At 70.4% G+C, this 24,760-nt stretch carries 19 protein-coding genes; 14 read left to right on the top strand and 5 right to left on the bottom strand.

All coding sequences use genetic code 11. The annotated features are described in order from the left end of the window. Positions 1 to 51 precede the first annotated feature (51 nt). Complete coding sequence (locus tag ACFXKZ_RS25695) at positions 52 to 654, bottom strand: single-stranded DNA-binding protein (RefSeq protein WP_078976287.1); 603 nt, start codon at positions 652 to 654, stop codon at positions 52 to 54. Between the two features lie 74 nt (positions 655 to 728). Then, positions 729 to 1,019 carry a 30S ribosomal protein S6 gene (gene rpsF, locus ACFXKZ_RS25690; protein WP_020557172.1) on the bottom strand — a complete coding sequence of 97 codons (291 nt, stop codon included), beginning with the start codon at positions 1,017 to 1,019 and terminating at the stop codon, positions 729 to 731. 247 nt (positions 1,020 to 1,266) lie between these two features. On the opposite strand from rpsF, the gene ACFXKZ_RS25685 reads away from it, so the two are divergent. The 3 genes from ACFXKZ_RS25685 (at position 1,267) to ACFXKZ_RS25675 (ending at position 4,100) form a co-directional block, all read left to right on the top strand. After that, entirely contained in the window at positions 1,267 to 1,602 is a 336-nt protein-coding gene (locus tag ACFXKZ_RS25685) for a hypothetical protein (RefSeq protein ID WP_380003332.1), read from the top strand. Between the two features lie 220 nt (positions 1,603 to 1,822). Next, positions 1,823 to 2,941, top strand: a complete 1,119-nt coding sequence (locus ACFXKZ_RS25680) for a peptidoglycan bridge formation glycyltransferase FemA/FemB family protein (RefSeq protein ID WP_078976289.1) — start codon at positions 1,823 to 1,825, stop codon at positions 2,939 to 2,941. A 127-nt stretch (positions 2,942 to 3,068) separates the two neighbouring features. After that, positions 3,069 to 4,100, top strand: coding sequence for an alanine racemase (locus ACFXKZ_RS25675; protein WP_380003331.1), 1,032 nt, complete (start codon positions 3,069 to 3,071; stop codon positions 4,098 to 4,100). A gap of 118 nt (positions 4,101 to 4,218) precedes the next feature. Here ACFXKZ_RS25675 and ACFXKZ_RS25670 read toward each other — a convergent pair whose 3' ends face one another. Both ACFXKZ_RS25670 and ACFXKZ_RS25665 read right to left on the bottom strand, forming a co-directional pair. Next, entirely contained in the window at positions 4,219 to 5,658 is a 1,440-nt protein-coding gene (locus ACFXKZ_RS25670; protein ID WP_380003330.1) for a glycosyltransferase family 87 protein, read from the bottom strand. A gap of 150 nt (positions 5,659 to 5,808) precedes the next feature. Then, entirely contained in the window at positions 5,809 to 8,193 is a 2,385-nt protein-coding gene (locus ACFXKZ_RS25665) for a transglycosylase domain-containing protein (protein ID WP_380003329.1), read from the bottom strand. Positions 8,194 to 8,728: 535 nt separating this feature from the next. On the opposite strand from ACFXKZ_RS25665, the gene ACFXKZ_RS25660 reads away from it, so the two are divergent. From ACFXKZ_RS25660 to ACFXKZ_RS25640, 5 genes are all read left to right on the top strand, one after another. After that, complete coding sequence (locus ACFXKZ_RS25660) at positions 8,729 to 9,388, top strand: PadR family transcriptional regulator (protein ID WP_380003328.1); 660 nt, start codon at positions 8,729 to 8,731, stop codon at positions 9,386 to 9,388. A 48-nt stretch (positions 9,389 to 9,436) separates the two neighbouring features. Beyond that, positions 9,437 to 10,516: an inositol-3-phosphate synthase gene (locus ACFXKZ_RS25655; protein WP_380003326.1), complete on the top strand. Its 1,080-nt coding sequence runs from the start codon at positions 9,437 to 9,439 to the stop codon at positions 10,514 to 10,516. 143 nt (positions 10,517 to 10,659) lie between these two features. Further along, on the top strand, positions 10,660 to 11,979 hold the full coding sequence (locus tag ACFXKZ_RS25650; RefSeq protein ID WP_380003325.1) for an MFS transporter: 1,320 nt from the start codon (positions 10,660 to 10,662) through the stop codon (positions 11,977 to 11,979). A 133-nt stretch (positions 11,980 to 12,112) separates the two neighbouring features. Beyond that, positions 12,113 to 12,613: a hypothetical protein gene (locus ACFXKZ_RS25645; RefSeq protein WP_380003324.1), complete on the top strand. Its 501-nt coding sequence runs from the start codon at positions 12,113 to 12,115 to the stop codon at positions 12,611 to 12,613. Between the two features lie 144 nt (positions 12,614 to 12,757). Continuing rightward, on the top strand, positions 12,758 to 13,420 hold the full coding sequence (locus ACFXKZ_RS25640; protein WP_380003323.1) for a hypothetical protein: 663 nt from the start codon (positions 12,758 to 12,760) through the stop codon (positions 13,418 to 13,420). Positions 13,421 to 13,483: 63 nt separating this feature from the next. Here ACFXKZ_RS25640 and ACFXKZ_RS25635 read toward each other — a convergent pair whose 3' ends face one another. Then, the gene (locus tag ACFXKZ_RS25635) at positions 13,484 to 14,971 is read right to left on the bottom strand and encodes a CCA tRNA nucleotidyltransferase (RefSeq protein ID WP_380003322.1); all 1,488 of its coding nucleotides are present in this window, start codon (positions 14,969 to 14,971) and stop codon (positions 13,484 to 13,486) included. Between the two features lie 129 nt (positions 14,972 to 15,100). Between ACFXKZ_RS25635 and ACFXKZ_RS25630 the strand changes: the two genes are divergently transcribed. The 6 genes from ACFXKZ_RS25630 (at position 15,101) to ACFXKZ_RS25605 (ending at position 24,691) form a co-directional block, all read left to right on the top strand. Beyond that, the gene (locus ACFXKZ_RS25630) at positions 15,101 to 15,562 is read left to right on the top strand and encodes an NUDIX hydrolase (protein ID WP_078976297.1); all 462 of its coding nucleotides are present in this window, start codon (positions 15,101 to 15,103) and stop codon (positions 15,560 to 15,562) included. After that, on the top strand, positions 15,559 to 17,979 hold the full coding sequence (locus ACFXKZ_RS25625) for a DUF6049 family protein (RefSeq protein ID WP_380003321.1): 2,421 nt from the start codon (positions 15,559 to 15,561) through the stop codon (positions 17,977 to 17,979). The genes ACFXKZ_RS25630 and ACFXKZ_RS25625 overlap by 4 nt, the downstream gene beginning before the upstream one ends. A gap of 52 nt (positions 17,980 to 18,031) precedes the next feature. Further along, positions 18,032 to 20,665 (top strand): murein biosynthesis integral membrane protein MurJ, encoded by a 2,634-nt coding sequence (gene murJ / locus ACFXKZ_RS25620; protein ID WP_380003320.1) that lies wholly within the window; start codon positions 18,032 to 18,034, stop codon positions 20,663 to 20,665. Between the two features lie 369 nt (positions 20,666 to 21,034). Continuing rightward, entirely contained in the window at positions 21,035 to 22,951 is a 1,917-nt protein-coding gene (locus tag ACFXKZ_RS25615; RefSeq protein WP_380003319.1) for a protein kinase family protein, read from the top strand. An 85-nt stretch (positions 22,952 to 23,036) separates the two neighbouring features. Beyond that, entirely contained in the window at positions 23,037 to 23,750 is a 714-nt protein-coding gene (sigM, locus tag ACFXKZ_RS25610; protein ID WP_380003318.1) for an RNA polymerase sigma factor SigM, read from the top strand. Then, entirely contained in the window at positions 23,747 to 24,691 is a 945-nt protein-coding gene (locus ACFXKZ_RS25605) for an anti-sigma factor family protein (RefSeq protein WP_380003317.1), read from the top strand. Before sigM ends, ACFXKZ_RS25605 begins: the two co-directional genes overlap by 4 nt. The last annotated feature ends 69 nt before the right edge of the window (positions 24,692 to 24,760 follow it).

The raw sequence follows: 24,760 nt of genomic DNA, 5'->3' as shown, positions 1-24,760 counted from the left end.
TTCAGAAGTCTTCAGCTCGGGTCGCGACCCGCCCCTTGTGCCGTCTCCGGCCTAGAAGGGGGGTTCGTCCGAGTAGCCGCCCGGCGGGGGACCCCAGCCCCCCGCGCCGCCGCCGCCCTGCTGCTGGCCGCCCCCTGCGGGAGTGGCCCACGGGTCGTCGGCGGGTGCGCCACCGCCCTGCTGGGGACGACCGCCGTAGCCGCCGCCTCCCTGCTGACCGCCGCCCTGCTGACCGCCGTAGCCGCCACCCTGCTGACCGCCGCCGTAGCCACCCTGGCCGCCGCCTCCGCGGCTCGCCTTGGTGACCTTGGCGGTCGCCCACTTCAGGGTCGGGCCGATCTCGTCGACCTCGAGCTCCACGACGGTGCGCTTCTCGCCCTCTTTGGTCTCGTAGGACCGCTGCTTCAGCCGGCCCTGGACGATGACGCCCGTGCCGCGCTGGAGGGATTCCGCCACGTTCTCGGCCAGCTGCTTCCAGGCCGAACAGCGGAGGAACAGCGCTTCGCCGTCCTTCCACTCGTTCGTCTGACGGTCGAACGTGCGCGGCGTGGACGCCACGGTGAAGTTCGCGACGGCGGCACCGCTGGGCGTGAAGCGCAGTTCCGGGTCGGCAGTCAGGTTCCCGACAACAGTGATGATGGTCTCGCCTGCCATGCTGACCCCTTCGCTGATTTCAGCGCAGTGCTGCGTTTCGTCGTGCGGTGCGGTTGGTGGTGCGCGAGCTCGGACTAGCGCTGGTCGGGACGCAGGACCTTGGTCCGCAGCACCGACTCGTTGAGGTTCATCTGACGGTCGAGTTCCTTGACGGTCGCGGGCTCCGCGGCCAGGTCCACGACGGCGTAGATGCCCTCGGACTTCTTCTTGATCTCGTACGAGAGCCGACGACGGCCCCACGTGTCGATCTTCTCGACCTTGCCACCGTCGTTGCGGATGACATTGAGGAACTGCTCGAGCAGCGGCGTGACCGCGCGCTCTTCGAGGTCCGCGTCGAGGATGACCATGAGTTCGTAGCTACGCATGTGAACACCCACCTCCTGTGGACTGAGTCGGCCACGGGATCTCCGTGGCAGGAGGGCTTGCGTAATCGCCGCCACGCCAAGGCGGCCCCTTGGGCGAAACGCTCAGGGGGTGCCGAGAGTGCAGCGGACGGTACAGCGTACCCGGACCGGCAGACAGTCTCGAAATCCGAGCATGACGGCGCTCACGCCAGGGGATGGATATATGGACAAATTGGTCCGTCCCGCAGTCACTCACCGGAGGTGTGCGATGGCACATACGATCCGCCGCACAGCGTCCGCCGCGCCCGCGGCGCCCGCCGGGGCGCACCGGCCCCGGCTGACCCTCAACTCCGACGGCCGTGCCCATCCGCGCGAGAACGCGCTGGTCGCCGCCGTCGTGCTGTTCGCGCTGGTGGCCGGCATCTGCGCGTTCTTCAAGGGCATGCACGTCCTGGGCGCGTGGACCGCGCTGGCCGGTGTGGTGACCGGCCTGATCAGCCAGATGTTCTCGGCGACCACGGAGGAGCGCGTGGTCACCGTGCTCGCGCTCGGCGTCTCGGCCGTCGCACTGTTCATGAACATGTTCCACGGCGGCCTGTACTGACCCGCCGCACCGCCCGCACGAAGCGGCCCGCCGGACCGGGATCCGGCGGGCCGCTCGCGGATTCCGACCCCGTCGCGCGCGGCGGATCCGGGCGCCCGCTTCGCCGGTGAAGGTCCGCATCGCCCCCGTACCGTCCCGCCTGCGACGCCCGACACGATCCATGGCGCCCGCAGGCGCAGTAACCTCTGTCACGGCCGAACCGATATCGAGGAGCTCTTACATGTCTTTGCGCCTGAGGACGCTCACCGCCGAGGAGCACCTGGCCTTCATCAAGGGCAGGCCCTCGGTGAGCTTTCTTCAGTGCCCCTCCTGGGGTGCGGTGAAGAGTGAGTGGCGATCCGAGAGCATCGGTTGGATCGACGAGTCGGGCGCCGTCGTGGGCGCGGCACTCGTGTTGTACCGGCAGTTGCCGAAGATAAAGCGTTACCTCGCCTACATGCCCGAGGGCCCGGTCATCGACTGGTTCGACGGCGACCTGCGGCGATGGCTCGACCCGATGCTCGCGCACCTGAAGAGCCGGGGCTCGTTCTCGGTCAAGATGGGCCCGCCCGTGGTGATCGCCCGCTGGGAGGCGGAGACGATCAAGAAGGCGATCGCGGCCAAGTCGGCGAACCGGCTGCGCGACCTGACCCCCGACTGGACCGACGAGCGCGGCTCCGAGCTGGAGCGGCAACTGCGCGGCCTGGGCTGGCAGCAGGACGCCTCGGGCGGGGCCGGCTTCGGCGACGTGCAGCCGCGCTACGTCTTCCAGGTGCCGCTGGTCCGGCGCAGCCTCGACGACGTGCACGCGGGCTTCAACCAGCTGTGGCGGCGCAACATCAAGAAGGCCACGAAGGCCGGCGTCGACGTGGTCCAGGGCGGCTACGACGACCTGCCGGTGTTCCACGAGGTCTACAAGGTCACCGCCGTGCGCGACCACTTCACCCCGCGCCCGCTGGCCTACTTCCAGGGCATGTGGAAGGCGCTCAACGCCGAGGACCCCGAGCGCATGCGGCTGTACCTGGCCAAGCACGAGGGGGAGGTGCTGGCCTCCACCACGATGGTCACCGTGGGCGACCACGTCTGGTACTCGTACGGCGCGTCCGCCAACCACAAGCGCGAGGTCCGGCCCTCGAACGCGATCCAGTGGCGGATGTTGCGGGACGCGTACGCGCTGGGCGCCTCGGCCTACGACCTGCGCGGCATCAGTGACACCCTGGACGAGAACGACCACCTCTTCGGGCTGATCCAGTTCAAGCTCGGCACCGGCGGCCAGGCCGTCGAATACCTCGGCGAGTGGGACTTCCCGCTCAACAAGATGCTGCACAAGGCACTCGACATGTACATGTCGCGCCGCTGACGCTCGGCCGGCGACACCCCGAGTCGCCGGCCGCCCGTGATCACCGCGACGCGGCCCACGTCGCGTGCTCCGCCTTCGCCCCGCGTCCCCAAGGCACGCCCCACACCCGGAAGGCCCCGAAACGCCCATGTCGCTCACGCTCTACGTCGATGCCGCCCGGTGGCGCAAGCACCAGGACGAGGTCCGCGACACGTTCCCCGGCCTGGTGCCGGTGATGAAGGGCAACGGGTACGGGTTCACCAATCCGAGGCTGGCCGAGGAGGCCACCCGGATGTGCGTGGACACCGTGGCCGTGGGGACCACCTACGAGGCCGCGTTGGTCAAGGACTACTTCGACGGCAAGGTCCTGGTGCTCACGCCGTATCTGCGCGGCGAGGAGGCGGTGCCGCTGCCGGATCGCACCATCCGCACGGTCTCCTCCGTGCAGGCCGCGCGGGACCTGGTGGGCTGCCGGATCGTGGTCGCGTGCATGACGACGATGAAGCGCGACGGGGTCACCGAGGAGGAGTTGGTCAAGCTCCGCACCGGGATGGACGACGTCCGCCTGGAGGGCTTCTCGCTGCACCTGCCGCTGGACCACCCGGACGGCTACGACCCGGTCGCCGAGGTGGTGGGCTGGGTGGAGCGGCTGCGCGCGGCGCGCCTGCCGGTGCGGACGATGTACGTCAGCCACCTGACCGCGGCCGAGTTGGGGGTGCTGCGCGAGCGGTACCCGGACACCGAGTTCCGGCCGCGGATCGGCACCGACCTGTGGCTGGGCGACCACGACGCGCTGGCCAGTCGGGGCACGGTGCTCGACGTGGTGCGGATCGCCCGCGGCGAGCGGTTCGGCTACCGCCAGCGCAAGGCGCCGAGCGACGGGCACCTGGTCGTGGTCAGCGGCGGCACCGCGCAGGGGGTCGGCCTGGAGGCGCCCAAGACGGTGCGCGGGGTGATGCCGAGGGCCAAGGGCGTCGCGCGCGCCGGGCTGGCCACCGTCAACCGCTCGTTGTCCCCGTTCACCTGGGCGGGCAAGCAGCGCTGGTTCGCCGAGCCGCCGCACATGCAGGTCAGCCTGCTGTTCCTGGCCAACGACGTGGCCCCGCCCAAGCCCGGCGACGAGCTGGAGGCGGCGCTGCGGCACACCACGACGCACTTCGACCGGATCGCGATCCGCTGACCCGGCGGGACTCGAAGGACTCGAAGGACCCGACAAAGCCGAACGGCCTCGGGGCGGCGGTGGGATCGCCGCCCCCGAGGCCGTTCGTCGTCTCGTCGGCTCCCCGTCGCGCCGTCGCTCAGTGGCTCGCCCGCGCCGGGATCGCGCCGGGCACGAACACGTCGGGCGCCCGGTCCAGCACACCCCCCGAGGGGTCGTCGCTGCCGTCCGCACGCACCGGGTCCCGCTCCGGGCGCAGGATGTCGCGCGCCACCACCAGGCAGATGTACGCGGTGCCGAGCAGGTGCAGCAGGATCACCACGTGGTACGCGTTCTGCGACAGGCCCTTGCCGGAGAACGAGGCGATGTACATCCACACCCCCAGGAAGTACGTCACCTCGCAGGCCTGCCAGATCAGGAAGTCGCGCCAGCGCGGTCGGGCCAGCACCACCAGCGGGATCAGCCACAACACGTACTGCGGCGAGTAGACCTTGTTGGTCAGGATGAACGCGGCCACGATCAGGAACGCCACCTGCGCGAAGCGCGGCCGGCGCGGCGCGAACATCACCAGCGCGGCGATCGCGAGGCAGCACAGCACCAGGCTCAGCGTGACGTAGGTGTTCAGACCCTCCAGGGTCTTGCCGTCGCGCTGCTGGATGATCAGCCAGATCGATCCGTAGTCGGCGGGTCGGTCCTGGCTGAACGTGTAGAACAACTTCCAGCCCTCGCGGATGTGCAACCCGCCGTCGAAGTCGAGCATCACCGGCAGGTTGACCACCAGCCAGGACACCAGCGCCGCGGCGGCCGTCTTGGCGAACGCGACCAGTCGTCCCGAGCGCAGACACAGCAGGAACAGCGGCGCGAGCAGCAGCACGGGATACAGCTTCGCCGCGGTCGCCAGGCCGATCAGCACACCGGCGACCACCACGTTGCGCCGCGCCCACGACCACATGGCCACCGCGGTCAGCGCGACCGCGACCAGGTCCCAGTTGATCAACCCGTTGAGCGCCAGCGCCGGCGCGCACGCCACCATCGCGGCGTCCCAGGGCCGGCGTCCCGACGTGCCCTTGACCGCGATCACTGTGACCACCGCGCAGGCCATCATGATCAACGCGTTGATCATCACGAACCACAGCTGTTCGTCCCGTAGATCGCCGTCGGTGAGGTCCCCGGCGGCCCGGGCCAGGGTGCCGGCGAAGGCCATCACCCCGCCGGTGATCACCGGATACTCCAGGAACTTCATGTCCTTGTCGCCGGTCTCCTGGAAGTACGGGAGCTTCCCGTCCGCGAGACCACGGTTGACGTACAGGTGCGGCATGTCGCTGTAGCAGGCGTGCGAGTACTGCGTGCTGCCGGCGAACCAACCGCCGTCGTAGCAGGGCTTCTTCTGCACGATCCCGAGCGCGAAGCAGGCCACCGCGAGCAGGACGAGCACCCGCACGGGGCTCCACCAGCGGTTGCCCACGAATCGGATCCGGCGCCCGGCCGGGCCGCCGACGACCTCGCTGCCCGCCCGGACCACCGGGTCGTCGAGGCTCGGCAGAACGGGTTCGGTCGATGTCGGCGTCATGACGCCCATCCTCTCGCGCTCCACGAGGAGGCTGCCCTCGCCGGCCGGATAACGACAACGCGTGCCCCACCGCCGGTGCGATGGGGCACGCGTAAGGCTAGGCCCTGGCCGGAAGCGTCGCCGAGTTCTCGGCGTCCGGCACGGCGGCGCCCGGGTCGGTCAGCCGCTGCCCCGGCCGCCGATGATGAAGCCGTTGGCCCCACCCCGGGGACCGCCCGGACCGCCGCCGGGGCCGCCGGACTCGGTGTTCGTCGGTTTGCCGGTGTTCGTCGGTTTGCCGGTGTTCCCGCCCCCTCCGGGATCACCACTGCTGCCGTGCGAGCCGCCTCCGGGCGCGGTCGTCGTCGCCGGCGGCGTGGTCGGCGGTGCGCTGGTCGTCGGCGGCGGGGAGCTGGGCGCCTTGGTGGTCGGCGGCGCGGTCGTGGGCGGGATGGTCACCCGGTCCCGGTCCTCGAACTTCTCGCCCGGCACCGCGAAGTCGGCGTTGGGCATCCCCTGCATCGCGCCCTTCATGTACGCGGTCCACACCAGCGTGGGGATGTCACCGCCGTGCACGGAGTCGCGACCGCCCAATCCCTTGAGGGACAGGCGGGCGTGCGTGTTCGGGTCCTCCCGGAACAGCGCCACCGAGGTGGCCAGGTTCGGCGTGTATCCCACGAACCACGCGGAGTTGTTGCCGTCGGTAGTACCGGTCTTGCCGGCCACGGGCCGACCCAGCGCCTTGGCCGCGCGGCCGGTGCCGTCGTTGAGCGGCGGGTTGTCCACGACCCGCTGCATGACCTGGTTGACCGTGTCCGCGACATTCTTGTCGAACAGCTGCTTCGGCTCGTGCTTGGGCAGTTCCACCTTCGAGCCGTCGTGGGTGACGTCCTTGACGAAGTACGGATCGGCGTGCAGACCGCGTGCCGCGAACGTGGCGTAGGCCTCGGCCATGTCCAGCGCACTCGGCGGCGCGACACCGAGCGCCATCGTCGGCGTCGGCTCGAACGAGCCGAGATCCGGCGGCAGTCCGGCATCGATGGCGGCCTTCTTCACGTTCTCCGGCCCGACGTCGGCGGCGAGTTGGAGGAAGACGGTGTTCACCGACTTTTCCATGGCTCTGGTGATCGGGATGGGCCCGTAGTCCACGTCCCCCTCGTTCGGGGCCAGATACTCCTTGTTGGTCTTGTCGTCCTTGAAGACCTGCCCGTTGCGCAGCTTGATCGGAATCTTGCTGTCACCGTTGTACGTGCTGTCCGGACCGATGGGTTTCCCATCGGCTCCGCCGTTGCGCAGTGCCGCCGCGAGCACGAACAGCTTGAACGTCGAACCCGCCTGGATGTCGCGCCGAACCGCGTCGTTGTACTCCTGCTGGACGAAGTCCGGACCGCCGTACAGCGCGACCACCGCTCCGTCGCCGGGGACCACCGAGGCCAGGCCGGTGCGGATGTAGCGGTCCGCCTCGTTCTTGTCCGGTTTGAGCTCGGAGGTCAGCTGTTCCTTCACGGCCGCGACCGCCGCGTCCTGCTTGGGCTTTTCGAACGTGGTGACGATCTTGTAGCCGCCCCGGGCCAGATTCGCCTCGGGAATCACGTTGTTGGCCTTGAGGTACTGGTCGGTCACCTTCATCAGGTAACCGGCCTGACCGGCCTTGTTCGCGGCGGGCTTGGGCTTGATCGGCATCGGGAACTGGAGCGTGTCGCGCTCCGCCTTGGTCAGCCAGCCCTCCTTGACCATGCCGTCCAACGCGTACGCCCAGCGGCCCTTGACCTTGTCCAGCTGGCCCGGGAACTCGATCACGTCGTAGATGCCCGGCGCGTTGAGCAGGGTGGCCAGGTAGGCGCCCTCGGCCACGTTCAGGTCGCCGACGTTCTTGCCGTAGTAGGCCTGCGCGGCGGCCTGGATGCCGTACGCGTTGCGGCCGTAGAAGGCGGTGTTGAGGTAGCCGACGAGGATGTCGTCCTTGCGCATCTGCCGGTCGACCTTCAGCGCGATGAAGATCTCGCTGAACTTGCGCTTGAAGGTGCGCTCCTGGGTCAGGTAGGTGTTCTTGACGTACTGCTGGGTGATCGTCGAACCACCCTGCGTGTCACCGCCCTTGACCATGGTGACCCCGGCGCGGAGCAGACCCTTGGGGGAGACGCCGGAGTCGCTGTAGAACGACCGGTTCTCCGCCGCGATCACGGCTTTCTGCACGTGCTTGGGGATCTGGTCCACCGTCACGTTCTGCCGGTTGACCTGCCCGGTGCGCCCGATCTCGGTGACGCCGTCGGCGTAGTAGTAGATGTTCGACTGGTATGTCGTGTTCGCGTTCGGGTCGGGCACCTTGACCATCGCGTACGCCAGGGCCGCGAGCCCCATCAGCGACGCGAGGAAGAACAGGATCATCGCCAGGATCTGCTTGATGGACGGCAACCAGCGACGAATGCCGGTCTTGCCGAACCTCGGGTAGTCGATGAACCGCTTCTTCCGGGGCGGACCGGCCTCGGATCGGGATCGGCCGCCGGCCGCCCCGCCGTTGGCGGCCCGCCGGCCCCCGCCGCGGGCGGCCGCTCGGGCCTCCACGCGCGAAAGCGGGCGTTCCTCGTCGCCCTCTCCGGGCCCGTCGGGCAACGACGAGCCGCCGGGTGGCGTTCCGCCGCCCCCGGACCCTCCCGCGCCCCCCGAATGCGAGCCACCGCGCCCCTCGGGACGCGGCTGCGGTGATCTACGGCGATGTTCACTCATGCGTTCGCTACTCCTCGGCCGTACGACGCGGAGGTCGGACGCACGGGTCGTGGCTCTCCGCTCCCCAGGACGCAAGCGCATGGGAAGCGGTTCCGCAGGAAGCGGGGCTTGAGGTACCACACGGCGGAACAGACTACGCGGATCCGCTTTCGCGACCTCACTGTGACCTGCCTGTGACCCGAGTCACCGGCGGCCGCCTTGCCACCACACGGCAAGGAGACCTATCGTCTCGATGTATCGGTTCGATACATCGGGCCGGTACATCGAGCCGGGGGCGCAGGAGCCCCGGCCGGACGAAGGTCGGCTGTGACCGTATCCCACGGTCGTGTCCGTGCCCATGTCCGGCCCGGTCCGCAGTGGATGGAGGAAGGCGATGAGCAGGCGCGGTGGCGTCCTCGAATTCGCGATCCTCGGCCTGCTGCACGACTCCCCCATGCACGGCTACGAGTTGCGCAAGCGACTCAACACCGTGCTCGGTTCGTTCCGTGCCATCGCCTACGGCACCCTCTATCCGTGCCTGAAGTCCCTGCTGGAGCGGGGTCTGCTCGCGGAGGAGATTCCGGAGGTGACGGCACTCGCCGGCAGCAAGCGGTCCCGGATCGTCTACCAGCTGACGGCACAGGGCAAGGAGCACTTCCAAGAACTGCTGTCCGAGTCCGGGCCCTCGGCCTGGGAGGACGAGAACTTCGGCGTGCACTTCGCCTTCTTCGGTCGAACCGACCACGAGGTGCGCATGCGTATCCTCGAGGGTCGGCGCAGCCGGCTCGAGGAGCGCCTCGACCGGGTGCGCGGGTCGCTGACCCGGACACGGGAGAAGCTCGACGGCTACACCCTCGAGTTGCAGCGACACGGCTTGGAGTCGGTCGAGCGCGAAGTGCGCTGGCTGAACGAGCTCATCACCGCCGAGCGGCACGCCGGAGCGACTCCGGACGCCCCCGGCCCCGAAACCCCGGTCGACCCGTCGAAGGACGCCGACCGGCTTCGGACCCCCACCCAGGACGTGGCCTCGGACCCGTCCGCATCCAACAACTGAGGTCGCCGGTTCGTGGCGACTTCGTCGAGATCACAGGGAGCAACCGGAATGGGTTCGGTTCGCGTAGCCATCGTCGGCGTGGGCAACTGCGCCGCTTCGCTGGTGCAGGGCGTCGAGTACTACAAGGACGCCGACCCGAACAGCCGCGTCCCCGGCCTGATGCACGTGCAGTTCGGCGAGTATCACGTGCGTGACGTCGAGTTCGTGGCCGCTTTCGATGTGGACGCCAAGAAGGTCGGCTTCGACCTCTCCGACGCCATCGGTGCCAGCGAGAACAACACGATCAAGATCTGCGACGTGCCGCCGTCGGGCGTCACCGTGCAGCGTGGGCACACCCTGGACGGTCTCGGCAAGTACTACCGCGAGACCATCGAGGAGTCGACCGACGCCCCCGTCGACGTGGTCAAGGTCCTCAAGGACCAGGCCGTCGACGTCCTCGTCTGCTACCTCCCGGTGGGCTCCGAGGACGCGGCGAAGTTCTACGCCCAGTGCGCCATCGACGCCAAGGTCGCGTTCGTCAACGCCCTCCCGGTCTTCATCGCCGGCACCAAGGAGTGGGCGGACAAGTTCACCGAGGCGGGCGTGCCGATCGTCGGCGACGACATCAAGTCGCAGGTGGGCGCCACGATCACGCACCGCGTGATGGCGAAGCTCTTCGAGGACCGCGGTGTCCTGCTCGAGCGCACCATGCAGCTGAACGTCGGCGGCAACATGGACTTCAAGAACATGTTGGAGCGCGAGCGCCTGGAGTCGAAGAAGATCTCCAAGACGCAGTCGGTCACCTCGCAGGTGGACCGCGACCTCGGCTCGGACAACGTGCACATCGGCCCGTCCGACTTCGTCGCGTGGCTCGACGACCGCAAGTGGGCGTACGTGCGCCTGGAGGGTCGCGCCTTCGGCGACGTGCCGCTGAACCTGGAGTACAAGCTCGAGGTCTGGGACTCGCCGAACTCGGCCGGTGTCATCATCGACGCCGTGCGCGCCGCGAAGATCGCCAAGGACCGCGGCATCGGTGGCCCGATCCTGTCGGCGTCCTCCTACTTCATGAAGTCGCCGCCGGTGCAGTACTTCGACGACGAGGCCCGCAACGCCGTCGAGTCCTTCATCAAGGGCGACATCGAGCGCTGACCCGCTCCGCTCGGCCCGCGCCCCCGCGGTGCGTTCGAGCGACCCAAGGCCCGGCTCCCCTCCAGGGGCCGGGCCTTCGGCGTACCCGGGCGCGGCGGTGCCCGTTTCGGGTGCGGCGCCCGCCGCCGGCTACGGTGGGCGCCGTGGCCCTCATCCGTGATCTGCGCTCGTTGTTGAAGCTGCGCGACTTCCGTCGGCTCTTCGCCACCCGGCTGACCTCGCAGCTGTCCGACGGCGCCTTCCAGGTCGCGATCGCGGGGCAGGCGTTCTTCTCGCCGGAGAAGCAGACCTCGGCCGCGGCGATCGCGACCGCGTTCGCCGTGCTGCTGCTGCCATATTCGCTGGTGGGGCCGTTCACCGGGGTGCTGCTCGACCGGTGGCGGCGGCGGCAGGTCCTGGTGTGGTGCAATCTGCTGCGCGCGGTGCTGGTGGCGGTGACGGCCGCGCTGGTGCTGATCGGGGTGCCCGATCCGGTCTTCTACGCGGCGGCCCTGGTGGTGCTGTCGGTGAACCGGTTCGTGCTCGCCGGGTTGTCCGCGTCACTGCCGCGTGTGGTGCCGGCCGAGCGGCTGGTGACGGCGAACTCGGTGTCGCCCACGGCCGGCACCGTGGCGGCGGCGGTCGGCGGCGGGGCCGCGGTGCTCGTACACGCGCTCCTGGCCGAGGGGTCGGGGGCCACCGCGCTGGTGATCGTGGTGTCGGGCCTGCTGTACCTGGGCTCGGCGGCGGTCGCCGCGACGATGCCGAGCGATCTGCTCGGGCCCGATCCCGACCGGGTGTTGCCGGATGTGCGCGAGGCGCTGCGCTCGGTGGCCCGGGGGCTGCGCGAGGGGGCGGTGCACGTGTGGCGGCGTCGGGCGCCGGCGCACGCGTTGGCCGCGATCACCGCGATGCGGTTCTGCTACGGCGTGCTGACCGTGATGACGGTGCTGCTGTGCCGCAACACGTTCAACGATCCGAGCGACACCGACGGCGGGCTCGCGACCTTCGGGATCACGGTGAGCGTGTCCGCGCTCGGCTTCTTCGTGGCGGCCGTGATCACGCCGGGGGTCACCGCGCGGATCGGTGTCCCGGCCTGGATCGGCGCGTGCGCGCTGGCCGGGGCGGTGTGCCAGGCGGCGCTCGGGCTGCCGTTCCTGTTCGCGCCGATGGTGGTGGGCGCCTTCCTGCTCGGGGTGACCTCGCAGGGCGCCAAGATCGGGGTGGACACGATCGTGCAGAGCACCGTCGACGACGCGTACCGGGGTCGGGTGTTCTCCGTCTACGACGTGCTCTTCAACGTCGCGTTCGTCGGCGCCGCCGCGGTCGCCGCGCTCGGGCTGCCCGACGACGGTCGGTCCCCGGCGGTGCTGCTCGGGGTCGCCGGGGTGTACGCGCTGACCGGAGTCCTGTACGGCCTGGCGTCGCGCCGCCACCCTCCGGTGATCATCGAGGGCTCGCCGGCGGGCAACGACCGGCCGTGATGTCCCTTTCATAACCGGGCAAGGCATTTGATCCGCCGCACATCTCCAAGAAATTACCCGTGGGTAGTGCAATGACGAGGCCGAGGTTCTAATCTGCACATCCAGCGATTTTCGGCACCTCTGGAGATACTCCATGTCCAACGACGCCGGTCCGGGTGAAAACAATCCTTTGCCGTACAGACCGGCATGGACCGAGAACACTCCGCCGCACGGGCACGAGTTCGCCGCCCGCGAGCCGGCCGTCCCACACGTCCCGGTGGTCCGCCGGCCGCAGGTCGACGGGCGCGCGAGTCGGCGGGCGGCCGAACGCCCGCGACGCGGCCGTTCGGCGCTGATCGCGACCCTGGCGGTGCTACTGATCGGCGGCGGGACGGCCGCCGGGGGCTGGTGGTACGTGCACAAGAACGACGCCGACGGGATCCGCATCCACGAGGGCGACTGCCTGCGGGACAGGACGAGCATCGACGCGGACCCGGTCCCGTGCGAGGACCCGCAGGCCCGCTTCATCGTGGTCGAACGGGTCCAGGGCACGACGGACACCGACGTCTGCGATTCGCTGCCGGGCGATCCGATCGCGCTGGTCTCGGATTCCGTGCAGGACCGCTTCGTACTGTGTCTCGGGGCACGAAAGTAATCCGCGTCACCTGTGAATAGCGCTTTATGCCCGTTATTCCGCTCACATTCGACCGGTGTAAGGGGAATCCCCGCTGCGCGTGTCCGGCCGGACCCCTAGTGTTCCGGACTGTCTCACCAGTCCCCTGCAACGGAGATCGCCCCCATGTCCAATCCCTTCCCGCCCGGCCCCAACGGCCCGCAGCAGCCGAACCAGGGCTGGAACCAGCAGCCCGGTCAGCAGCCGCCGCCGCAGGGCGGGTGGCAGCAGCAGCCGGGCCAGCCGCAGCAGGGTTGGGGGCAGCAGCCCGGTCAGCCGGGCGGATACCCGCCCGCCGGTCAGCCCGGCTTCTACGGCGGCCCGCCGCCGCCCCCGCCGCGCAAGAGCAAGCTGAAGAAGATCCTGATCCCGATCGCGGTCCTGGTCGTCCTGGCCATCGTCGGCCTGGTCGCGAAGAACTACAACAAGGACGACGCCACCACCGCGAAGGCCGGCGACTGCCTGGGCCACATCGAGGGTGGCATCGGCAAGTCCAAGATGCCGAAGATCGCCAAGTGCGACTCGCCGGACGCCAAGTGGAAGATCCTCAAGAAGGTCGACGGCAGCTCGGACAAGAGCAAGTGCGACGGTCTCCCGGACAACTCGGGTTACTTCGCGATGTTCTACTGGACCGGTTCCAAAAAGGGCGTGGTCTGCATGGCCTTCACCTCGAAGACGACGCTGGCCGACGTCAAGGCGCTGGACCCCATCTCGACGATGAGCGCCACCGAGGAAGACTTCCAGGCGACCAAGAAGCAACTCGAGGAAAAGGGCGCCAAGTTCGAGTAGGCGCCCCGCACTCGTACGACACCGAAGCCCGCCGGTTGTCCCACCGGCGGGCTTCGTGCGTGCTCAGGCTCGGGCGTTCGCCGTCCACCACTCGCGCAGCGCGGCGACGGCCGTCTCGTGGTCCATCGGGCCGTGTTCGAGGCGCAGCTCCAGCATGTGCCGGTAGGCCTTGCCGACCAGTGGGCCCGGCGGCACCTCCAGGAGCTTCATGATCTCGTTGCCGTCCAGGTCCGGCCGGATCGAGTCCAGCTCCTCCTGCTCGGCGAGCTGCGCGATCCGCTCCTCCAGCGAGTCGTAGGCCCGGGCCAGCGTGGCCGCCTTGCGCTTGTTGCGGGTGGTGCAGTCCGAGCGGGTCAGCTTGTGCAGCCGATCGAGCAGCGGACCCGCGTCGCGCACGTAGCGGCGCACCGCCGAGTCGGTCCACTCGCCCGTGCCGTAGCCGTGGAAGCGCAGGTGCAGCTCGACCAGGCGGGTGATGTCGTCGGTGACGTCCTTCGGATACTTCAAGGCCTTGAGCCGCTTGCGGGACATGTGCGCGCCGACCATCTCGTGATGGTGGAACGAGACCCGGCCGTCCGCCTCGAAGCGCCGGGTACGCGGCTTGCCGATGTCGTGCAGCAGCGCGGCCAGGCGCAGCACCAGGTCCGGCTCGCCCGGCGGCTCCAGCGCCATCGCCTGTTCGAGCACGATCAGCGTGTGCTCGTACACGTCCTTGTGCCGGTGGTGCTCGTCCACCTCCAGGCGCAACGTCGGCAGCTCGGGCAGCACGTGCTCGGCCAGGCCGGTGGTGACCAGCAGTTCCAGGCCCTTGCGCGGGTGATCGGACACGATCAGCTTGTTCAGCTCGTCGCGGACCCGCTCGGCGGAGACGATCTCGATCCGCTCGGCCATGTCCGTCATCGCCGCGACCACCTCGGGCGCGACCTCGAAGTCGAGCTGCGCGGCGAAGCGCGCGGCCCGCATCATCCGCAGCGGATCGTCGCCGAAGGATGCCTCCGGGGTGCCCGGGGTGCGCAAGACGCGCGCGGCCAGGTCGGCCAGCCCGCCGTGCGGGTCCACGAACGTGATCCCCGGCAGTGCCACCGCCATCGCGTTGACCGTGAAGTCGCGCCGGACCAGGTCGTCCTCGATCGAGTCGCCGTAGGAGACCTCCGGCTTGCGCGAGGTGCGGTCGTACGCCTCGGAGCGGTAGGTGGTGATCTCGATCTGGTAGTCGGGCGAACCGGCGAGCCTCTTGCGGCAGCCGACCGTGCCGAACGCGATGCCCACGTCCCACACCGCGTCCGCCCAGGGGCGCACGATCGCCAGCACCTGTTCGGGGCGCGCGTCGGTGGTGAAGTCGAGGTCATTGCCCAACCGGCCGAGCAGGGCGTCCCGCACCGAACCGCCGACCAGCGCGAGCGTGTGCCCGGCCGCTTCGAAGCGGCGGGCGAGGTCGTCGGCGACGGGGGCGACGCGCAACAGTTCGGTGACGGCGCGGCGCTGGACGGCGCTCAGCTCGCCGCCGGCCGGCGGGTCGTCCGGGAGGGGTGTGTTCTTGGCGTTCGGCACGGGAGACAAGGTTACGGGTCGAGGCCGCGGCTCTCGCGCGCATTATGCCGGGGCCGCCCTCGCGCGCGGTCGGCGTGCCGGCGTGATCATGGCGTGATGGCGTGGCGCATGTCGCACTAAGCTTGGCGGATGCCTTCCGAGACCACGCCGCCGCGCCGTCGGCTGCAGGTGGTCGAGGAGACCTCGGCGGGTGGTCTGGTGATCGATCGGCTCACGTTGCGCGCGGCGTTGATCGCTCGCCGGGATCGACGCGGCCGGCTGTTGTGGTCGCTGCCCAAGGGGCACATCGAGGACGGCGAGAGCGTGGTGGACGCCGCGCTGCGCGAGGTCGAGGAGGAGACCGGCATCGTGGGTCGGGTGCTGGCTCCGCTCGGCGTGATCGACTATTGGTTCACCGCGCCGGACCGGCGGGTGCACAAGACCGTCCACCACTACCTCATGGAGGCGGCGGGCGGGGATCTGTCGGACGACGACATCGAGGTCGAAGCGGTGGCTTGGGTTCCGCTCGGCGCGCTCTCCGCGCGCCTCGCCTACCCCGACGAACGACGGTTGGCGACACTCGCCCCGGAGCTGTTGGCGGACAGCGCGTGAGCGATCGCCGGATCCGCTCCGAGGCCGGGATACCGCCGCGACGCGGTCGAGTGGCCGGTGTGCTGCTTTTGGCCCTGCTGCTCGCCGTCACGCTGCTCGGCGCGCTGCCACCGACGGTCGTGCGCGCCGCCGACGGCGACGGCGTCCGAATCCTGATCACCAAGATGACCCCGATCGCCAGGCCCGGCGGCACCATCACCGTCGAGGGCCAGGTGTTGAACAGCGGCTCCAAGCCGCTCGACACGGTGGAGCTGGCGGTGCGGATGCGCACCTCGGAACCGCTCTTCCGCAGCGGCATCTCCTCGCCCGAGGAGGGTCAGTCGAACGGCTCCCTGTTGCGTGACGTCAAGCCGGTGACCGTACAGGTGCCGGCCTCGGGTCCGGGCCGGCCGTGGTCGTTCAACATTCGCGCCGACGCGCTCAATCTGGGCGAGGCCGGCGCGTACCCGCTCGCGATCGAGGCGCGGGTCGGCGGCCGGGTCGTCGGCTCCACCCGCACCTTCCTGCCGTGGGTCGGCAAGAACGGCCTGAAGAACGTGCCGAAACTGCGGGTCGGCATGGTCTGGCCGCTGGTCGATCGACCGCACCGCGACGGCACCACGCTCGGCGACGAGGGCCAGACGACGGTGTTCCGCGACGACGACCTGGCCGCGCTGTTCGCCCCGGGCGGGCGGTTGTACGAACTGGCGGCGATCGGCGGCGGGATGAAGGTCGACTGGGCGATCGACCCCGAACTGCTCGACTCCGCAGCCGAGATGGCCGGCGGCTATCGGGTAGCGCCGCCGGGCAGCCTGGAGCCGGGCAAGCCGAAGAAGACCAAGGACGGCAAGCCACCGGCCGAGGAGGACACGGCCAAGGCGACGCCGAACCAGATCTCGAACACGCTGGCGGGCGGCGGCGGTCAGACCGCCGCCGGATGGCTGGACCGGCTCAAGGGCGCCATCGGTCCCCAGCCCGTGATCGGCCTCCCGTACGGCGACACCGACATCGCCGCCGTGGCGCACGCGCTCGACGCCGAGAAGACGGACCTGCGCCCGCTGTTGACCGAGGCCCAGATCCGATCCGCCGAGGTCTTCCAGCGCATCCTGGGCAGGCCCGCGCGCGCCGATGTCGCCTGGCCCGCCTCCGGCGCGCTGGACCCCTCGATCGTCTCCCTGGCCGGCAACAGCGGCGCCGGCACGGTGATCACCGCCGGCGCGAGCCTGCCGCCGACCAAGGACCTCAACGTCACACCGCTGGCCACCGCGTCCCTGCCGGGCGCCGACAAGGGCACCGCGCTGGTCACCGACCCGGACATCGACACGCTGCTGGCCGCGGACACCAGGGCGCCGGGCCAGGCGGTGCTGACCACCCAGCAGTTGCTCGCCGAGTTCCTGACCATCGTGTTGCAGGAGCCCACGCTCAAGCCCACCCGCAGCGTGCTGGTCGCCCCGCCGCGGCTGATGGACACCGCGCTGGCGGGCGTGCTGCGCGACGTGATGGCCGCGTCGGCCGAGTGGACGCAACCCACCGGCCTGGCCGAGTTGGCCGCCGAGCCCGGTCCGCTGCCCGCCCGCAAGTGGGCCGCCTACCCCAAGGGCGTGCGCGCCTCCGAGCCGAGCGCGCAATACCTGGCGGAGACCGACAACCTGGCCGGGTCGATGCAGACCTTCGCCTCGATCCTGACCCGGCCCGAGCGGGTGACCGGCCCGTTCGACCCCGCGCTGCTGCGCATGTTGTCCACCTCGTGGCGCGGCGACACGCAGGGGGCGGATCGTTACCGGTTGGGCGTGACCCGGGGACTGCGCGAGCTGGAATCGCTCGTCTACATCATCCGCAGAACCGGGGTGACGCTGTCCGGGGACGAGGGCAACATCCCGGTGACCGTGGTGAACAACCTCCAGCAGCCGATCAACGTGCGGGTGGCGGTCACCTCGCACCAGCCCAACCGGCTCAAGCTGGGCGACCCGGCCACCGTGACGGTGCCCGACGGCCGCCGGCTCGAGGTGCCGATCTCGGCGAAATCGGCCGCGAACGGCAAGGTCATGGTGGACGTGGCGCTGCTCACCCCGGACGGGCGGGCGGTGAATCCGGCGCAGTCGTTCTTCGTGAACACCACCACGATCGACGCGCTGACCCGCTGGATCATCGGCGGCCTCGCGTTCCTGCTCGCGGTGTTCTCGCTCCGCGCGTTCCTGCGCAAGCGCCGGGAGGCGGCCCTTGCCGGGGACACGCACGGCGAGGATGGTGAGGACGACGTCGATCCGCCGGCGGAATCCGATCCCCCGGACGACGCCGACGGGGACCGGATCCGGCCGATATCGGGGTGGTCGCCACCCCGTCCGACGCCCCCGCACGCCGGCGGGAACAGACCGCCCGATCCGGCCGACCCGCACGGACACACACCGTTGGGATCCACGACCGACCGCCCCGAATGAGAAAGTGGGCACCGGACACTCAACCTGACCGAGAAGACGAGGGCCCGCCCGCATGAGCGACCGGAGCGACGAACGTCAGCCGTACACCGGCGGCTCCGCCGAGCCGGACGACGGCGCGCACGACGATCCCTACCGGGGTCGGCCGCCCGCCGACCCCTACCTGCAGCAGTACGTCGATCCGTACGGGCAGCCGGCCGATCCCTACGCCGCGCAACCGCCGGATCCGTACGCGCACCCCGGGGAGCAGGGCTATACCGACCCCAACGCGCACCCGGGCTACGGCGAGCCCGAGTACCCGCAGCAGGGCTATCAGAGCCAGGGCGGCTACGGCGCGGGCCCCGAACCGGCCTACGGGGATCCCTACGGCGCCCAGTCGGGCGGCGGCTACGACCCCTACGGGCAGCAGCAACAACAGCAGCAGCCCGCCCAGGACGGCGGGGCGTGGTTCCGCGACGAGTTGAGCGACCCGCCCGGCAACGACCCGTACGTGGGCGTGGACGAGATCTTCACCCCCGAGGCAGCGCCGTACGACCCTTCTCGGCAGTACGACCCCGCGCAGCACTACGACCCCTCCGGCGCGCCGCAGCAGTACGGCGACCACGGCGGCTACGGCTCCGGCGACCCGTACGGGCAGCAGCCACAGGCGCCGCAGGCGCAGAACTACGCGCAACAACCGCAGCAGCAGCACCAACCGCAGGCGTACCAGCAGCAGTCGTACGTCCCGCAGCAGCCGAGCCCGCAGCAGGGCCAGGGCGGCTGGGGCGACTACGACCGCCCCGGCGGCTGGCTGATGGACCAGACGCTGACCGGCATCAACCTCGGACTCGCCGGCGACATCGCGGGCATGCCCTCGTACACCGAGGCGTATCAGCGCTACGAGACCCAGCACCGGGCCGAGGCGGCCGCCGCGTCGATGTCGGCGAGCGCCGTCCTCGACGCCCCGCCGGTCCCGGTGAACCCGTCCACCTCGCCCGTCTATCGGATGCCCGGCTCGGGCGCCGAGGAGCGCATGGCCGGCATCCCGGTCGGCGGCGGCGGCCGGAAGGGCAGCAAGCTCGGCGGGATAATGCGGTCCTCCGCCGTGATGGCCGCGGGCACGATCGTGTCCCGGATGACCGGCTTCGTCCGCAACCTGGTCGCCGCGGCGGCGCTGGGCACCGCGATCCTGGCGAACACCTACAACGTCGCCAACACGATGCCGACGCTGTTGTACATCCTGGTCGGCGGCGGCGCGCTGAACGCGGTGTTCGTACCGCAGCTGGTGCGGGCCATGCGCCAGGACGACGACGGCGGCGAGGCGTACGCGAACCGCCTGCTCACGCTGGTGATGACGGTGCTGGCGGGGTTGGTGATGCTGGCCTGGTTCGGCGCGCCGCTGCTGATCCGGGCGTTCGCGAACTCGCTGGCCAAACATCATCAGGACTACGAGCTCGCGATCACCTTCGCGCGCTATTGCCTGCCGATCATCTTCTTCATGGGCCTGCACGTGCTGTTCGGGCAGATCCTCAACGCGCGCGAGCGCTACGGCCCGATGATGTGGACCCCGGTCCTGAACAACATCGTCATCATCGCGACGTTCGGCCTGTACATCTGGGTGGCCGGCACCCAGAAGAACACCGGGCAGAACTCGGACACCATCACCCCGGACGAGATCCGGCTGCTGGGTCTGGGCACGCTGCTCGGCATGGTCGTGCAGTCGATGGCGATGATCCCGTACCTCAAGTCGGCCCGGTTCCGCTTCCGGCCGCGCTTCGACTGGCGCGGCTCGGGGATGGGCAAGGCGCTCGGGCTGGCCAAGTGGACGTTCCTGTTCGTGCTGGCCAACCAGGCCGGCTATCTGGTGGTGACCCAGCTCGCCACCGCGATCGACGTCGACGCGCGGGACCAGAACATCCAGTTCGGCGTCGGCTTCACCGCCTACAGCAGCGCGCTGCTGATCTGGCAGCTGCCCCAGGCGGTGATCACCGTGTCGGTGATGACCGCGATGTTGCCCCGGATGAGTCGCGCCGCCGCCGACGGCGACGAGGCCAGCGTGCGCGGCGACATCTCCTCCGGCCTGCGCCTGTCGGCGGTGGCGATGATCCCCTGCGCGGTGATCTTCGTGGCCCTCGGCCGCGACATCGGCGGCTTCATCTTCGCGCCCACCGGCGAACAGAGCGCGCACTGGATCGGCTACATGCTGATGGCACTCGGCCTGGGCCTGATCCCGTACTCGGCGCAGTACGTGCTGCTGCGCGGCTTCTACGTGTACGAGGACACCCGGACACCGTTCCTGAACACCGTGTGGATCGCGGGCGCCCAGGCGGCCTTCGCGGGCCTGGCCTATGTCGCGCTGCCCACCAAGTGGGCCGGTGTCGGCATCGCGGGCGGCTACAGCCTGGCCTACCTCGTCGGCGTGCTGCTGGCCGCGCAACGGCTGAAGAAGCGGCTCGGCGACCTGGACGGCCGCCGAGTGACCCGGACCTACACCCGGCTGCTGATCGCCGCCGGGATCGGCGGCGCCGCGGCGTTCTTCGTGGCCCGGGTGTGTACCGGCCACTTCGGCTCGGCCATGGGCGGCTCGGCGATCGCGGTCGGCGCCGGGATCGTGACCATGTTCGTGGTGTTCTTCATCGCGGCGAACCGCATGCGCGTCGAGGAGATGAGCGCGATGACCGGGATGATCAAGGGCCGACTCGGGCGCTGACCGGGTCACGCGCGCGGCCGTACCGCCCCCGCCCGCCGGATTCCCACCGGGAATTCGGCGGGCGGAACGGTGTGGGATGCACCACCATGGGGCGAGTGAGGGTGTGGCTCTCGGCGAAACGGGGGTAATGCTCCCGATACGCCGGTCTCGGTTTCCTTTCGGATCTTGCGAGGAGGCAACCCGAAGAGGGGTCCGGGAGTCTCAAGGTATGTAGAGGTCGTCCCTGACCAACGGCCCGAGAAGCCTCACCTCTACGATGAGTGTGCCGACGAGGAGGATGAGGCCGAGGTGACGGACCGAACCGCAGGATCCGTCGACCTAGCGACGGGTGAGGCAAACCCCGTACCGACAAAGGCTTCTGACGCATCGTTGGACAAACGTGTCGGTTCGGACGAGAAGACCTCCGGAACCACCACCACGGTTTTGCCCATCGGTTCCGAGCCCGAACCCGACGCCGGCTCCGAATCCGGGTCGCCTGCCGGTCCCGACTCCGACGAAGCGGCGGCGGCTGAGACCGCCGAGCCGACCGCGACCGCGAAGAACACCGAAGCGGCGGTCGAGGCAGCGGCCGAACCGGTCGTGCGGAAGCCGACGGACGACGGCGATGCCGACGGTGACCACGGCGACAGCGACGCAAACTCCGGCGGCGCGCCGGCCGCGCCCGCGCCCGCCCCGGAGCCCCCCGCCCCCCGGGTCAACCGAGGCACCCGACTCGCCGAGCGCTACCGACTCGAACACCGCCTGTCCCAGAACGGCCGCAGCGAGACCTGGCGCGCGGTGGACGAGAAGTTGCGGCGCGCGGTGGGCGTACACATCGTCCCCGCCGGCGGTGAACACGGTCGGGCGGTGATCGCCGCCGCCCGCGCCGCCGCGCTGATGGGCGACCCCCGCTTCGTCCAGGTCCTCGACTGCGCCGAACAGGACGGCCTGATCTATGTGGTGAAGGAGTGGCTGCCCGACGCGGACAACCTCACCAAGGTCTTCGAAAGCGCCCCGTTGCCGCCGCACGAGGTCTACGAACTCACCCGCGCGCTCGCCCAGGCGATGTCCGTCGCACACCGCGCCGGCCTGTCGCACCTGCGGCTCACGCCGGAAAACGTACTGCGCATGCACACCGGCCAGTACAAGATCGTCGGCCTGGCGGTCGAGGCCGCGCTGTACGGACACGACACCACCGACGCGGCCCGCGACGACACGCACGCGGTCGGCCGGCTGATGTACGCCGCGCTGACCCGACGCTGGGTCGAGGGCACCGAATACGGCCTGCAGGCTGCGCCGTTCACCGGCGGCAGGCTGTGCGCGCCCGGCCAGATCCGGGCCGGCGTGGACGACACGCTCGCCGCCCTGGCGATGCGCGCGCTCGGCCACGAGGTCAAGCACGAACCGGCGTTCGAGACACCGGGAGAGCTGTCCGCGGCGATCACCGCCATCCCGGAGATGCACCCGCCGGAGCAGAACACCATCGTCGGCGGCCCGGAGCCGGACGAGTACCCGATCTACACCCCGACGCCGAACCGGACGGTCTACGCCTCGGCGGGCTACTCCGGCGGCGGCCGCGGCCCGGTCGGCCCGGCCCGACCGCCGGTCACCCCGCCACCGCCGCTGGGCGGCCGGTTCGGCGCCGCGGTCAAGGGCGCGGTCGCGGTCCTGGTGGTGCTCGCCATCGTGCTGGTGACGTGGCAGGTGGCCAGCCACGTGGGCGACGGCGAGAAGAAGAAACCGCCCTTGGAGAAGCAGAGCGGCAGCCAGTCGAGCACGCCGACCCAGGCACCGGTGGCTCCGGCACCCACGCGGGTGACCACCCCCACGCGCGGCACGGAGATCTCGATCGGCGGCGCGCCCGCCGATCAGGAGGACGTGGTGAAGACCTACGACAAAAACCGCGACACGTACTGGCAGACCAACATGATGAAGGACGGACCGACGGTCGACTACAACGGCCGCAAGGGGTACGGCATCATCTACGACCTCGGCGAACCGATGGACGTCCGCGGCCTCGACCTTGCGCTGGGCACGGGCGGAGCCACCACCACCATCACGCTGAAAGCCGCACCGGGTGCCGCGTCGATGCCGTCGAGCCAGGACGCCTTCACCACCACCGTGGGCAGCAAGTCGACCGATGCGGCCGAGGTGAGCATCCGTTCCGACCAGGCGACCAAGACCCAGTACGTACTGGTCCTGATGACCGCGATGCCCAAGGTTCTCCAGGACGTCAACGGCTACCACATCTACACGCCGGGGCATCAGAACGCCTGGCGCGAGATCACCTTCACGGTCAACAGCTGACCTTGTCCGAACGATCGAGCCGGACCTGCCTCCGGCGCCGCCGCATCGCATGCCAGGATGACCCCGGGCCCAGGGGAGGTAGGCGGTGAGTACCGAGCGCAGCGGATCGGCGTACGCGGACGTCACCGACGCCGATCTGCTCACCCGGCACACCCACGGCGACCCCGACGCGTTCGGCGAACTCGTGCGCCGGCACCGCGATCGGCTGTGGGCGGTGGCCCTGCGCACCCTGGGGGACCGCGAGGAAGCCGCTGACGCCCTCCAGGACGCCCTGGTTTCCGCCTACCGGGCCGCAGGACGGTTCGAGGGCCGCGCGGCCGTCACGACGTGGCTGCACCGGATCGTGGTCAACGCCTGCCTGGACCGGGCCCGCCGCCGCGCCGCCCGCCCGGCGGTACCGCTGCCCGAGGATCTGGACCAGCGGCTGCCCGCGCCCGCGCAGGAGGATCCGGCGGTCCGGGGCGAGACCCGCGAGGCGCTGCTCGCCGCGCTGGCCACCCTCCCCGCCGAGCAGCGCGCCGCGCTCGTCCTGGTGGACATGGAGGGTTATCCCGTCGACGAGGCGGCCAGGATCCTCGACGTCGCGTCCGGCACCATCAAGAGTCGTTGCGCCCGCGGTCGGGCCAAGCTCCTGCCCCTGGTGCGGCACCTGCGCGAGAGCGGGCCACCGGGCCCGGCCGGGTCCCCGGGGAACCCCGCGGCCGGACAATCCGTCCCATCGACGGACGACCGCCCACGAGCCGGCGGTCCGGCCCCCGATACGGGCGGCACGAGCATGGAGGGAGGTGGCACACGATGAGCGAGCACATCGACGTCGAAGTGCTGTCCGACCTCGTCGAGGGACTGCTCACCACGGCTGAGGCGGCCGCGCTCGACGCGCATCTCGCCGAGTGCGCCGAGTGCCGCGACACCCGCGACGCGCTCGCGGAGGTGCGCGAACTGCTCGGCGGACAACCGGCCGAGCCGATGCCCGCCGACGTGATCGCCCGAATCGACGACGCGCTGGCCCTGGCCGCGCTGCCGCCCCCGCGCCCCGCCGAGCCGCCGAAGCCGCTGCCGGTGTCGGTCGTGACACCGCCGCGCGCGCCGAGCACCCCGCCGACCGTGCACGGCGCGCCGCCCGCCGAGCACGTCGTCGTCCCGCTGGACCGGGCCCGCCGTCGGCGGCGCGGGCCACTGCTCCTGATCGCCGCCGCCGCGGCCGCGGTGGCCCTGGGCGTCACGATCGTGGTCGGCACCGGCGACGACGGCGACTCGGACCACCGGTCGAGCGCCGTCAAGAGCAACACCGACGCGTCCGCGCCCAAGGCCGCCGCCCCGCCCGGCACGTCGGGCGAGCGCCCCGGGGCGAACGCGGAGGAGCGCACGCCGCAGACCCCGCTGACGGCGTCCACCGCCGCGCCGACGGTGTACACCGCCGCCGGACTGGCCGACCAGGTCTCGCTGCTGCTGCACCGCGCCGACCGCGCGCCGCGCGGGCTGCCCGCGTGCGTGGCCGCCGCGGTGGGTCCCGACGCACCGCGGGCATTGGCCGCCGACCCCGGCAGCTATACCGGCAAACCCGCGTGGGTGGTGGTCCTGCCCGGCCCGAACACCGACCGGGTCCGGGTGTACATCGTGGACGCGTCGTGCGTCCCGCGCTCCACCGCCGACACCTCGGCGAGCCCGCCGGCCGCCGTACCCCCCTCGACCGCCTTCGCCGGCGCGCTCCTGTTGAGCACCGAGGTACCGAGAAGGTGATCCCCGGCACGCGGCACCCGCGGCGTTGTGACCCGGGAATGGTGCGCGCCTAGGATCCGTTGTCGAACG

It is taken from the genome of Embleya sp. NPDC059237 (assembly GCF_042754105.1).
Taxonomy (GTDB): Bacteria; Actinomycetota; Actinomycetes; order Streptomycetales; family Streptomycetaceae; genus Embleya.
Note: the sequence above shows the minus strand (reverse complement) of the source record. Positions and strands in the feature narration are given on the sequence as shown.